We start from the raw sequence: 12412 nt of genomic DNA on the forward strand, positions 1-12412 counted from the left end.
CCGACGGTCGCACGACACCGCGGTGGCACGACACCACGTAGAGCCGGGCTCTGCCCGGCTGCTCTTCGCGCACGGCTTCGGATGATCTGCAGCCGACCAACGGTCGGCTCTACCCGTCAGCTCTTCAACCACCGGCTGCACGCCGCGCCGGCATCGGCGCCCGGTGCGGCCTTGGCGCAGGATTCGCCCATGCGCGCCTGCAGGCGGACCAGCGTTTGCGCGCCGTGGTGCGCACGCCCCCACGCCTGCAGCGTGGTCGCCAGGCGCTCGAAGCGCTGCCGGGTGCGCTGGTGGTAGCCCGCCGGTTGCGCGTCCAGTTCGGCAATCACCTGAGCCGTGGCCTGCTCGATGGCCTGGCCATCGTCCGGCGTCAGCCGCACCAGGCCTTCCACGTACAACACGCCCCATTGCACCCGCGTGGCCGGTCCCTGCGCACCTTCGTAGGCCTTGCGCAGCCAGTCCACCGCAGCCGTCTTGTCGCCGCGCGCCTCGGCCAGTTCGGCCAGCTCGGGCATGTAGTAGTACGGCGTCTGGCTGCGGTCCAGTTCTGCCCGCAACAGCGTCTCGGCCGCGGCATCATCGCCGGCCTCGCGCAGCACATACACCGCGCTGCTGATGGTGGCCTGGCGTTCGTGCGGCGTCTTTGCCGCGGCATCGGCCGCAGCCACGCGCTCATGCGACTTCTCCCGCAGCGCCGGCGGCACCGGGGTGTCCGGATGCTGCTGCTTGAACAACGTCAATTCGGTGATCACGCTGGACAGGCGCGCATCGGCGGCGTTGTCCTGGCTGGCATCGGCGCGCTCCAGCGCCGCCAGCAACTGGGTGCCCAGCTGCTGCGCCTCCACCGGCGTGGCGGCGGCCCGCGCCACCAGCGCGGGGCCCTGGTAGCCCAGCAGATCGCGGTTGGCACGCACCTCTGCCGGCGCGGCCAGGACCGTGGTCAGCAGGGTGCGGGTGGCCTCACGTTCCGCAGCGTCGGGTGCAGGTGCGTCCTTGCCGGTACTGCCGGCGCCCAGCGCGAGCAACCCGAAACGACGCTGCAGGGCCGGGTCCGGCGCGGACGCGGCCAGCTGCCGCAACAGCGCCACCGGATCGCGCTGGCCCGCCAGGCGGCTGGCGTCCACCTCCCAGCCGTAATCGCCCAGTACCCGCCAGTCGTCCTCGGACACGCGCTGCGGCGACACCACCGCCACCCGCAGCACGTCGGCCACGGCGGTGCGCCGGTTCACCGCCAGGCGCAGCGCCCGGGTCAGCTCGGCGCTGTCGTTGCCGCCGGCCAGCCGGGTGATTTCGTGGCGCTGCGGGTCCAGCACGATGAGCGTCGGATAGCCGCGCACGCCGAACTGCTCGCCCAGTGCCTGCGCACCTTCCGAGTCGCCATCCAGGTACACCGGCACGTACTGCCGGGTGAGCGCGATGAACGCCGGGTCACGGAACAGGGTGGCCTTGAGCTTGTTGCACGGCGGGCACCACACCGCGCCCCAGTACAGCAGCACCGGCTTGCCGCTCTGCTGCGCATCGGCGAAGGCGTCTTCGACATCGCCGTGCCGCCACGCGATCTCCTCGGCAACCGGCGCGGCCTGCGCACTGGCCACCGGGCTGGCGGACGGAGCCTGCTGGCAGGCGGCAAGCGCGGTGCACAGGGCAAGCAGGGTGAAGGGCAGGGCAGCACGCATGGTCAGCATCCACGGCAGGGAGAGGTGCCGCAGCAGCGGCCATGGCGCATTCTAGGAAGGGACGGTGCCCGCATCGCATCGGCCCTGATGCCGATTACTCATCTGTCCAGTCGCGCGGGTGATGACGGCCGCCGCGCGGGGCCGGGCGGGCCTCAGCCGATGCCCAGGCGGTCGTACAAACGCACCAGGTCCACCAGCGTGCGCGCCTGCATCTTGCGCATCACGTTGGCGCGGCGCACCTTCACCGTGATTTCGCTGACCCCCAGCTCGGCGGCGATCTGCTTGTTGAGCCGGCCGCGCACCACGCCGCCGACCACGTCGCGCTCGCCATCGTTGAGCGAGGCCCAACGTTGCCGCAGCACGTCCACGGCGGCGTCATCGCGGCGCCGCTCGCGGTCGCGCTCGATGCCCAGGTGAATCGCGTCCAACAGCTCCTGGTCACGGAACGGCTTGGTCAGGAACTCGATGGCGCCTTCCTTCATGGCCGCCACGCCCATGGCGATGTCGCCGTGGCCGGTGATGAACACCACCGGCAGGTACAGGCCGTGGCTGGCCATCTGCCGGTGGAACTCCAGCCCACTCTGGCCCGGCATGCGCACGTCCAGCACCAGGCAGGCCGGCGCGTCCGCGCGCGGATGCTGCAGGAACGCCGCCACCGAGTCGAAGGCACGCACCTGCATGCCCATCGAGGCCAACAGATCTTCGAGTGCGGCCCGTACCGAATGATCGTCGTCCACCACGTACACGATGGGCCCGGGCGCACCTTCAGGCGGCGTCGACCTAACCATGCGGACCGCCGCCATCGATGGGCATTTCGAACACGAAGCAGGCGCCCCCGTCGGCCACCGGCTCGGCGCGGATCTGGCCATCGTGGGCCTCCAGGATGCTGCGGCTCAGGCTCAAACCCAGGCCGAGCCCACCGGATTTGGTGGTCCAGAAGGCGTCGAACACCCGCTCCGGCGCGTCCAGCGGCAGCCCGCTGCCGTGGTCGCGCACGCTCATGGCCACCCGCGTCGGGCTTGCGCGCCAGCTGCGCAGCACCAGCCGCCGGCTGCCTGCGGGCACCTCGGCCATCGCATCGACCGCGTTGAGAATCAGGTTGCCGATCACCTGCTGCACCTGCACGCGGTCGCCGAACACCGGTGGCAGTGCGTCGTCCAGCTGGGTACTGAGCGTGACCGCATGCTGTTCCAGTTCGCTGTGCGAGAGCGCCAGCATTTCCAGCAGCGCCTGGTTGAGGTCGAATCCCTGGCGTTCCGGCACCGCGCCACGGGTCAACCCGCGCACGCGGGCAATCACGTCGCTGGCGCGGTGCGCATCGGCCAGGATCCGCGCCAGTGTCTGCCGCGCCTTGTCCACGTTGGGCGGGTCCTGGGCCAGCCAGCGCTGGCTGGCTTCGGCGCTGCTGGCGATCGCCGCCAGCGGCTGGTTCACTTCATGCGCGATGGAGGTGGTGAGCTCGCCCACGGTGGAGGCGCGGGCCACCCGCAGCAGGCGGGCCTGCGCGTCCTGCACGGCGGCCTTGGCGGCTTCCATCTTCAGCGCAAGCCAAGTCGTGATGCCGATCACCAGCATGCCAATCGCCGAATTCACCAGGCCGATGCGGTAGGTGCCGAAGCGGGTCAGGAAGAAACTGAGCCCGGTCAGGCCGATGCACAGGGCGGCCAACCGCACCAGCCCCCGACCCGACAGCACGCGCGAGGCGGCCAGGATCACCGCCGCGTAGAAGCAGGCGGCCGCCACCGCATAGTCGGTGAGCGTGTCGGCGGCGAAGATCGCGGCCATCACCACGCCCAGCACGAGCAGGGCAACGGTACGGCGCGACGAGGAAGACAGCATCGGGACGGCTCCGTGGAAAACGTGGACAAACGCCGCGTGGTTCGACGCGGCCGAGCATAGCATCGGCGCCGTGGCCGGCCGGTGTCAGTCCTCCAGCGTGGCATTCCAGAACGCCTGCAGCACCCCCGGCAGGGCCATCAGCGTGGCCAGCACCGCATCCAGTTCGGCGGCGTCCACGGCTGTCGCGTACAGCACCGCTTCGATCTCCACGTCGCGGTCGCCGAACGGGCGCGGATCGACCGCGCGCACCGGGTAGTGCGCCTGTTCCAGCAGCACCAGCAGCCGGTCCAGGACGTCGGCCTGGTGCTCGCGTTGGCAGACCACCGTGACCGCGTACGTGGCCTCGCTGAAGGACGCCTCCACCGGCTGGCGCTGGATGCGGTTGACCACCGGCCGCAGCAGCGTATTGGCGGCCAGCACGAACAGCGCGGCCAGCAGCGCTTCGGGCAGCAGCTTGACGCCGGCGCAGGCGCCGACCGCCGCCGAGCCCCACAGCGTCGCCGCGGTGTTCAGCCCGGACACCTGCGCACCGTCCTTCATGATCGCGCCGGCGCCCAGGAAGCCCACCCCGGAGATGACGTACGCCACCACATGCAGCGGCGAGGGCGGACCGCCGTACAGGTCGTGGAAGCGCACGGCCAGGTCCACGAACACCGCCGCGCCCACCGCCACCAGTGTGTTGGTCCGCAGGCCGGCGGTGCGCTGGCGCAGCTGACGCTCCAGGCCGATCGCCGCGCCGAGCACGAAGGCCGTGCCCAGGCTGATCAGGGTGCTGATCGTGGCCCCGGCGTTGAACGCCGGCAGGTGCGGGTTGAAGTCCATCACTGCCACCCGTAACGGCGGATGTAGACCTTCTTGAGCAGCGTGGTCAGCACCGCATAGCCGAACAGGATCGCCACCAGGAACGGCCAGTAGCCGGGCGGCAGCGCCTGCAGCTTGAAGTAACCGGCCAACGGGCTCATCGGCAGCAGCACGCCGATGGCCATGATCAACCCGGTCATCAGCAGCAGCGGCGGGGCAGCGATGCTCTGCACGAACGGCACCTTGGGCGTGCGGATCATGTGCACGATCAGGGTCTGGGTGAGCAGGCCCACCACGAACCAGCCGGACTGGAACAGGCTCTGGTCGGCCGCCGTGCGCGCATCGAACACGTACCACATCAGCGCAAAGCAGCTCAGGTCGAAGATCGAACTGATCGGGCCGAAGAACACCATGAAGCGCCCGATGTCGGCCGGGTTCCACTTCAACGGCTTGCGCACCAGTTCCTCGTCGACGTTGTCGAACGGAATGGCGATCTGCGAGATGTCATACAGCAGGTTCTGCACCAGCAGCTGCAGCGGCAGCATCGGCAGGAACGGCAGGAACGCCGAGGCCACCAGCACCGAGAACACGTTGCCGAAGTTGGAGCTGGCGGTCATGCGGATGTACTTGAGCATGTTGCTGAAGGTGCGCCGGCCCTGCACCACGCCTTCCTCGAGCACCATCAGGTTCTTCTCGAGCAGGATGATGTCGGCCGCTTCCTTGGCGATATCCACCGCGCTGTCCACGCTGATGCCGATGTCGGCCGCCCGCAGTGCCGGGGCATCGTTGATGCCGTCACCCAGGAACCCCACCACCTTGCCCTGTGCACGCAGGGCACGTACCAGGCGTTCCTTGTGCAGGGGCGTGAGCCGGGCAAACACGCGATGCCGGCCCAGCGCGTCGGCCACCGCGGCTTCGTCCATGCGGTCGATCTGCGGACCGGTCACGATGCCGTCGGCGTGCAGCCCCACCTGGGCACACACCCGCGCGGTGACCAGTTCGTTGTCGCCGGTGAACACCTTCACCTCCACGCCCAGCCCGGCCAGCGCCTGCAGCGCCTGCGCGGTCGATTCCTTCGGCGGATCGAGGAACGCCACGTAGCCGAGCAGGGTGAGGTCCTGCTCATCGGCCTGCGAGTACACTTCGCGCGTGGCGGGGACTTCCTTCATGGCCACCGCGACCACGCGCAGGCCCTGTTCGTTGAGCTCCTCGGTGGTTTGGCGCACCCGTGCCAGCCGCTGTGTATCCAGCGGCAGGTCTTGGCCGTTTTCGCGCACGCGGCTGCACACGGCCAGCATCTCTTCCACCGCGCCCTTGCACACCAGCTCATGGTGGTCGTCGCGCTCGGACACCACCACCGACATGCGGCGGCGTTCGAAGTCGAACGGAATCTCGTCCACCTTGCGGTAGTCCTGGGCCAGGCGAAGCTCGGTCTGCAGTTCCACGTGCTCCAGCACGGCGCGGTCGAGCAGGTTGGTCAGCCCGGTCTGGAAATGGCTGTTGAGGTAGGCAAATGCCAGCACATCCTGCGAGTCGTTGCCGTACACATCGGTGTGCCGCTCCAGCGCGATGCGGTCCTGGGTGAGCGTGCCGGTCTTGTCGGTGCACAGCACGTCCATCGCGCCGAAGTTCTGGATTGCATCCAGGCGCTTGACGATCACTTTGCGCCGCGACAGCAGCACCGCGCCCTTGGCCAGGGTGGAGGTGACGATCATCGGCAGCATTTCCGGGGTAAGCCCGACCGCCACCGACAACGCGAACAGGAAGGCTTCGGTCCAGTCGCCCTTGGTCACGCCGTTGACCAGCAGCACGAACGGCACCATCACCAGGGCGAACCGGATCAACAGCCAGCTGACACTGTTGACCCCGGCCTGGAACGCGGTGGGCGCGCGTTCGGTGGCGGTGCTGCGCTGGGCAATGGTGCCGAAGCAGGTGCGGTTGCCGGTGGCCAGCACCACGGCCGTGGCCGAGCCGGACACCACGTTGGTGCCCATGAACAGCAGGTTGGGCTGCTCGAGCAGGTTGGGCTGGGCCGGGTCGGGGGCGGCGAACTTCTCCACCGGCAGCGATTCGCCGGTCATCGCCGCCTGCGCCACGAACAGGTCCTTGGCGTTCAGCACGCGGCAGTCGGCGGGGATCATGTCGCCGGCCGACAGCACGATGTGGTCGCCAGGTACCAGGGCCCGAATCGGCAGCGAGCGCTGCTGCGCGTACCGCGGCGTGCAGGGTTCAGCGCCGGTGTCCTGCAAGGGTGCAGCATCGCCGTCTGGACGGCGCAGCACGCGGGCGTTGTTGCCCACCAGCGCCTTGAGCCGTTCCGCCGCACGGTTCGAACGCCCTTCCTGGATGAACCGGATCAGCGTGGACAACACCACCATGGTGCCGATCACCACCGTGGCCTTGACGTCTTCGGTCAGCCAGGACACCACCGCCAACAGGGTGAGCAGCAGGTTGAACGGATTGCGGTAGCACTGCCACAGGTGACGCCACCACGGCAGCGGCTTTTCGTGATCGATCTCATTGGGGCCTACGCGGGCCAACCGGGCATCGGCCTCATCGCTGGCCAGGCCATCGGGGTGCGACGCTACCGCCGCCAACGCGGCCGCCACCGGCACCTGTGCCAGCCGCCGCAACGCATCGCTGAAATCGGTCGGTACCGCGCCGGCCGCACCGCGCCCCATGCCGGCGTCGGGCAGGACGCGGCGACGGAACAGGCTGGCGGCACGGCGGCTGCGCAGGAAGGCATCGAACCATGCATTGAGCAGGGTCATGGGGAACTCCTTGAAAGTCATGCGACACCGGGCAGCACGGCACGGGTCGGGATGCAGGGCTGCGCGCGGCCCGTCAGGACGTGGCCGCGCGGGGATCAGGCGTGCTGGACGCTGGCGATGGGGAACGACCAGCGCGGGCGCGCCGGGTGCGGGCTGCCGCGCGAACACAGCGGCAGCAGCGCGGTGCGCAGGGCGGCGGGCAGGTGGCGCAGCACGTGCAGGCGTTCGGAGATCGGCAGCAGGCTCAGGGCGTCGGCGATGACGCGCTCGGAGCCCAGGGCCAGGGCGCGCGCGAACAGCGGGGCGCCGTGCTGCAGCAGCTGGCTGCGCAGGCCGGCCACGTCGCGATCAAGGATCAGGCGACGCAGGGTGATGTAGAGAATCTTGTAGTGCATCGGAAGGCCTCCGGGCAGGCAGCGCCCGCCGGCCACCCGGCACTCAGAGGTGCGGACGCCGCCGGCCGGACGCCGGGGTGGAACAGGGCAGGGGCGAAAGCAGGGGCGCGCGGCACCCGGCAGGATCGGGGTCGGGATCCATGGGAATGTCCGGTAGTGGAAGGGGTGTTGGCGGCGTGACGCAGTGCGCCTGGCCGGTGCGCGTATTGTCCGCGCCGGTTGCGCGCCCGCCTAGATGCCCGTGGGTTAGCGACGATATACCTTGGTATATCCAGTCCGGCACAGTGTGCGCCGTGCCGGTGGCGCGATCAGGCCTTGGGGGTGCGGGCGCGGCGCGGCTTGGGGATACGGCCCACGTCACGCGCAGGCGTGGCTGTGCGCGGTTGCAGCTGTTCCAGCCAGGCCAGGTTGTCCAGGTACATCAGGAAGTGCTGCAGGTAGCCCGGCGACAGCTCGCTCATCAAGGTGAGCGAGCGGTGCACCAGCACCGCCGAGTTCAACGGGCCGCCATCGCCGGGGCCCTGCGCCAGCGAGATGCGCTTCTGGCTTTCATTGCGCACCGTGGCCCACAGATCACGGAATTCGCTGATGGCCGGCAGCGCGGGGAATGCCGGGGCCGGGGCGGTGTCGAGGGGGGCATCACGCGGCACCGGCGGTGCCTGCGTCTGTGCATGCGCGGCCAGCGTTGCCAGCAGGCCCGACAGCGGACTGGCGCGTTCGGCACCCGGGGCTGGCGCGCCCCGCCCTCGACGCGGCGCGCGCGCGGTCTGTTCGGCAATGCGCGCCGCATACGCTGCCACCATCATGACCAGCCGCGCATCCAGCAGCTTTCGCACCGCGCCCTGCTGTGCCTGCGCACGGGTCTGCAACGCCTCGATCACCGCAAAGCCCAGCGGGTCGTGGCGGTCCAGCTGCTGCTGGCGCCACGCATCGAGCTGCGCACTCACCGGCATCGGCGTCGATTTGGCCTTAGGGGGCATCGGCGGCCGTGGCTTTCGGCCGCGGAATGGGCGCCATTTCAACGCGGCGATTGCGTGCGCGCCCGGCCTCTTCGGCGTTGGAGTCCACCGGTTGCTCGGCACCAAAAGCGGCGGCAAACACCGCCGAGGCGGGCACGCCTTCGGCAATCAGGGCGCGGGTGACGGTGAGCGCGCGCTCGGCCGACAGCGCCCAGTTGTCGGCGAACTGGCGGTTGCCTTCACGCACCTGGCGATCATCGGTGAAGCCGCTGACCATCAGGATCTCTTCGCGCGAGGACAGGTACTCGGCCAACGGGCCGGCCAGGCTCTTGAGCAGCTCGCGGCCTTCCGGCTGCAACTGGTCGGAATTCAAGGCGAACAGCACGCTGCCGCGGATGCCGATGCGGCCATCCACGATCGTCACCCGCCCGGCCGCCAGCGGCACGGCCAGCGCCTGCTCCAAGGTCTTGCGGCGCTGGGCTTCGGCCTGGCGCTGCTTGACCTCGTGGTCCAGCCGGTTGGACAGTTCCAGCTGCAGCGCCACCACGCCGACCAGGATCAACACGAAGGCGCCCAGCAGCACCGACATCAGGTCACCGAAGGCAGCCCAGATCGGTGCGCCGGATTCGCCGTCGACCTCGATCTCGTCGCTCATGCGGTGGCGGCCCCGGCCGGGTCGGCGCTGCGGCGCGCGCCCAGCTGCTGCAGTTCTTCGATGATCTGCTTCTGCGACAGCACGCTCAGGTCGATGACCTCGCGCGCCTGGGCCACGTAATAGGCCAGCTGTTCATCGCTGCGCGCCAGCGACGCGTCCAGCGCGCCACTGATCTGCTCGAGGCGCTCGCCCAGCCCGCTGCTGGCGCTGCCGAACACCTGCATGGCACCGCCGAACGCGTCGGCCAGTGCGGCCACTTCCACCGCGCTGCCGGTGACCTGCGCGGCAACGTCGCCCAGCTTGCCGGTTTCGGTAGCGAGGTGGTCGGTGAAGCGCGTCCCCACCCGGTCGAGCAGGTCGGCCGAGGTGGTCACCAGTGCGTCAACGGCGGTGCGTTGTTCAGTGGAGGCATGGTTGACCGCATCCAGCAGCGTTTCCAGCGTGGCCAGCAGGCGGCTGCGTTCTTCCAGCATGGCGGTGTCGCGGACCATGCTGTCAGACAGCTTCTGGCGCAGCTGGGCCACCACGTCGGCGGCGGCCTTCGGCGCTTCGGAGGCGACCTGCACCAGCCGCGAGATCTCGGCGATGGTGTCGCTGGCGTGGGCCTGGGTCTGGGTGGTGATCTCCTGCGCGGTCCGCGACAGCGTCTCGCAGATGTCCTGCTGGCGGCGCGCGACCTGTTCGCCGGTCTGCGCCCATTGCTGGGCCAGCGAGGTGGACAGTGTGCCGAACGCATCGCTCCACGCGGCCAAGCGCTGCCCATCGCGCGCTTCCAAAGCGTCCTGCAAGGTGGCGTGTGCCTGCTGCATCGTGTCGGCGAGCGTGCGGGCGTGCGTATCGAAACTACCGGCGACGGCGGTCAGTGCCTGCTCGTTGCGCGCGGCGCTGCTGGCGTGGGTGGCGGCCTGCTGCGCCAAGGCATCGCGCCATGCGTCGGCGTGGTTGCGGGTGCTGGCATCCAGACGATCGGACAACGCCTCCAGCAGGGCACCGGCCCGTGCGTCGTGGGTCTGGGTGAAGCCCTGCAGCGTGCTGTCCAGCCCGCCGATCAGCGCGGCATGGGCCTGCTGCTGGCTCTGCTGGCTGCTGTTCCACCGCTCGGCGGTGGCGTCCAGGCGGCTGGCCAGGGCGTCGGCCAGGCTGCCGGCCTGCTGCTGGTGCTGGTCGGTGAAGCGCGCCAGTGCGTCGCGCAGTTCCACCACCAGTGTTTCATTGCTGCGCTGCTGTGCAGCCTGCGCGGTGGTCCAGTTGCCGGCACTGGTGTCCAGGCGCTGCGCGACCCCGTCCAGCAGGCGCAGGGCGTGCTGGTCATGGCTGTCGCTGAACTGCTGCAGGGTCTGGCGCAGGTCGGCGGTGAGCGCCTGATGGGTCTGCTGCTGCGCCTCCTGCGCGGTGGCCCAGTGGTCCACGTTGGCCGCCAGGCGCGACGACAGCGCATCCAGCAGGCCGAGCGCGCGTTGGTCGTGCTGCGCGGTGAGATGCTCCAGCGCTGCACGCAAATCCGTGGTGAGCGCCAGGTTGGTCTGCTGGTGGGCGGCGATCGCGCTGTTCCAGCTGTCCGCGCTGGCCGCGCGACTGGCCTCGAAGCCGGCGTTGAGACCGTCCAGCTGGCGCTGCACGGCCTGCCCCACATCGCGCTGCAGGGCGATCGTTTCGGTGGCGATGCCGCGCAGGGTGCTGTCCATGATCGGCTGCAGCGCCTCGCCCACGGCGCGAGCGCTGGCGGCGATGCTGTCTTTCAGCGCCAGCTCGACCGCACTCGCCAGCCGGGCGTGTTCGGCGTCGGCCTTGGCATGGAAGCTCTCCTGGCTGGACAGCAGCTGCTGGTTGGCCTGCAGGCTCTGCTGCTCGATGGCAGCGGTCATCGCCTGCAGGCGGTCGACCAGCGCCGGCATCAGCGCGGCCTGCGCCTGTGCAAGGCGGAACGCCTCGCTGCGCTGCCACGCCTGGGAATGCGGGTGCAGGTCGGTGGCCACGCGTGCATCAAGTACCTGCACGGTCTGCAGGCGCTCGCGGCGGCACAGCGCCGACAGCAGCCCGAGCATCGCCGAGGTCGCCACGCCGGCGATGGAGGTGCCAAAGGCCACGGCCAGGCCTTCCACCGGCGCCCCGAGCGAGCCGCGGATGGCCTGCAGGTCGGTGGCGCTCTCCAGCGCCAGCCCGGTGCCGCGCAGCGTGGCCATCATGCCCAGCAGGGTGCCAAGCATGCCCAGCAGCACCAGCAGCCCCACCAGGTAGGGCGTCAGCACCGGGGCGGGCAGGGCAACGCGCTCGCCGTCCACGCGCAGGCGCACCGCATTGCGCAGGCTCGCCGGCACGCGCTGCAACCAGGCGCCCAGATCCTGCTCGGCCGCCGACACATCGGCCAGGGCCTGGCCCAGCCCCGCGGTGGCCTGGCGGTAGCGGAACAGCTCGAGGCCACCGGCGGTGTAGCAGGCCGCGATCACGAGGGCGACTGCGAAACCTACCGGGTTCGACCCCAGGTACCCCACGCCGATCCAGCACGCGGCAAACAGACCTGCAAGGAAAACAACGAGATAAAGACTAGTTCTGAACATGACGTCCCAGTTATCGGGGGCGAAGCGCTGCAAGCAGGCCTTCGATGGGGTGAAAACGAACATCCAGTTCGGCCAGCAACACGCTCTGCATCGCGTGGTTGAACCGCTGCCGCCAGCCGTCGTCGGCCGGCACCGCGTCGGCGTCGGTAGGCTCGCCTTCGACCGGGGGTGGCAGCGCCGCGTTGCGCAGCCGCTCGAAGTGCTGGGCAAGCAGCGTCGGCACCGTGGCCAGCAAGGCCTGCTCGCGCGGGCTCAAGGTGTGCTCCATCACCGCATCCACCTCGGCCAGCCGCCCCAGTTCGGGGCCGGCCAGGCTGAGCATGTCGCGCAGGCGCCCACGCAGCCGCCCGGTGTTGGCCTGCATCGAGCGCTGCAGGGCAACGACGCGCTGGCGGATCGCCGCCACATCGTCGCTGGCGCCCGGCTTCGGCGGGTCAGGTTGCTGAACAATGGCCGCTTCCAGTACCGCACGTACCCGCGCGCATTCGGCCGCCTCGGCGGCATCGAACGCGACCGCCTCGGCAGGCGGGGGCGGCACCCGGCCGTCCAGCGCCCGCGACAGCGCCACCGCACGGTTCCAGTCGACCCACTGGCTCAGGCGGTCGGACAGGTCCGGGCTGGTCGGCGTTGCCTGGCCGTCGGCCAATCCGGCCAACAGACGGATGAACGCGGGGCCGGGCAGGGGCGGGCGGTGCTGCGTTTTCGCCATTGTTCCGGTTAAAACGCTGAATTTTACACCGGAAAGACAACGCGGCTGT

General features: G+C 69.9%; 10 protein-coding genes. All 10 read right to left on the reverse strand.

What is annotated here, in order from left to right; translation table 11 throughout:
• Positions 1-116: 116 nt before the first annotated feature.
• The 10 genes from DX03_RS09440 to DX03_RS09485 all read right to left on the reverse strand — a co-directional run bounded on the left by DX03_RS09440 (position 117) and on the right by DX03_RS09485 (position 12363).
• On the reverse strand, positions 117-1685 hold the full coding sequence (locus DX03_RS09440) for a thioredoxin family protein (protein WP_038688202.1): 1569 nt from the start codon (positions 1683-1685) through the stop codon (positions 117-119).
• Between the two features lie 143 nt (positions 1686-1828).
• The gene (locus DX03_RS09445; RefSeq protein ID WP_038692184.1) at positions 1829-2464 is read right to left on the reverse strand and encodes a response regulator transcription factor; all 636 of its coding nucleotides are present in this window, start codon (positions 2462-2464) and stop codon (positions 1829-1831) included.
• A complete protein-coding gene (locus DX03_RS09450; protein ID WP_038688204.1) occupies positions 2457-3515 on the reverse strand; it encodes a sensor histidine kinase in 1059 nt (352 codons plus the stop codon). Before DX03_RS09450 ends, DX03_RS09445 begins: the two co-directional genes overlap by 8 nt.
• A gap of 84 nt (positions 3516-3599) precedes the next feature.
• Positions 3600-4337, reverse strand: coding sequence for an MgtC/SapB family protein (locus DX03_RS09455; protein ID WP_038688206.1), 738 nt, complete (start codon positions 4335-4337; stop codon positions 3600-3602).
• Positions 4337-7087 carry a magnesium-translocating P-type ATPase gene (mgtA, locus tag DX03_RS09460; protein WP_038692186.1) on the reverse strand — a complete coding sequence of 917 codons (2751 nt, stop codon included), beginning with the start codon at positions 7085-7087 and terminating at the stop codon, positions 4337-4339. Before mgtA ends, DX03_RS09455 begins: the two co-directional genes overlap by 1 nt.
• 95 nt (positions 7088-7182) lie before the next feature.
• Positions 7183-7482, reverse strand: coding sequence for a hypothetical protein (locus DX03_RS09465; protein WP_038688208.1), 300 nt, complete (start codon positions 7480-7482; stop codon positions 7183-7185).
• A 308-nt stretch (positions 7483-7790) separates the two neighbouring features.
• Positions 7791-8429: a DUF2894 domain-containing protein gene (locus DX03_RS09470; RefSeq protein ID WP_185753516.1), complete on the reverse strand. Its 639-nt coding sequence runs from the start codon at positions 8427-8429 to the stop codon at positions 7791-7793.
• 22 nt (positions 8430-8451) lie between these two features.
• Positions 8452-9096 carry an OmpA family protein gene (locus tag DX03_RS09475; protein WP_038688212.1) on the reverse strand — a complete coding sequence of 215 codons (645 nt, stop codon included), beginning with the start codon at positions 9094-9096 and terminating at the stop codon, positions 8452-8454.
• A complete protein-coding gene (locus tag DX03_RS09480) occupies positions 9093-11654 on the reverse strand; it encodes a DUF802 domain-containing protein (RefSeq protein WP_038688214.1) in 2562 nt (853 codons plus the stop codon). Before DX03_RS09480 ends, DX03_RS09475 begins: the two co-directional genes overlap by 4 nt.
• A 10-nt stretch (positions 11655-11664) precedes the next feature.
• Positions 11665-12363, reverse strand: a complete 699-nt coding sequence (locus tag DX03_RS09485; RefSeq protein ID WP_038688216.1) for a DUF3348 domain-containing protein — start codon at positions 12361-12363, stop codon at positions 11665-11667.
• Positions 12364-12412 lie beyond the last annotated feature (49 nt).

Source organism: Stenotrophomonas rhizophila (assembly GCF_000661955.1).
GTDB lineage: Bacteria > Pseudomonadota > Gammaproteobacteria > Xanthomonadales > Xanthomonadaceae > Stenotrophomonas > Stenotrophomonas rhizophila.

Coding starts and splice junctions, on each gene's coding strand:
- mgtA (WP_038692186.1), bottom strand. CDS start 7,087: ATGACCCTGCTCAATGCATGGTTCGATGCCTTCCTGCGCAGCCGCCGT.
- DX03_RS09465 (WP_038688208.1), bottom strand. CDS start 7,482: ATGCACTACAAGATTCTCTACATCACCCTGCGTCGCCTGATCCTTGAT.
- DX03_RS09440 (WP_038688202.1), bottom strand. CDS start 1,685: ATGCTGACCATGCGTGCTGCCCTGCCCTTCACCCTGCTTGCCCTGTGC.
- DX03_RS09485 (WP_038688216.1), bottom strand. CDS start 12,363: ATGGCGAAAACGCAGCACCGCCCGCCCCTGCCCGGCCCCGCGTTCATC.
- DX03_RS09480 (WP_038688214.1), bottom strand. CDS start 11,654: ATGTTCAGAACTAGTCTTTATCTCGTTGTTTTCCTTGCAGGTCTGTTT.
- DX03_RS09445 (WP_038692184.1), bottom strand. CDS start 2,464: ATGGTTAGGTCGACGCCGCCTGAAGGTGCGCCCGGGCCCATCGTGTAC.
- DX03_RS09450 (WP_038688204.1), bottom strand. CDS start 3,515: ATGCTGTCTTCCTCGTCGCGCCGTACCGTTGCCCTGCTCGTGCTGGGC.
- DX03_RS09475 (WP_038688212.1), bottom strand. CDS start 9,096: ATGAGCGACGAGATCGAGGTCGACGGCGAATCCGGCGCACCGATCTGG.
- DX03_RS09455 (WP_038688206.1), bottom strand. CDS start 4,337: ATGGACTTCAACCCGCACCTGCCGGCGTTCAACGCCGGGGCCACGATC.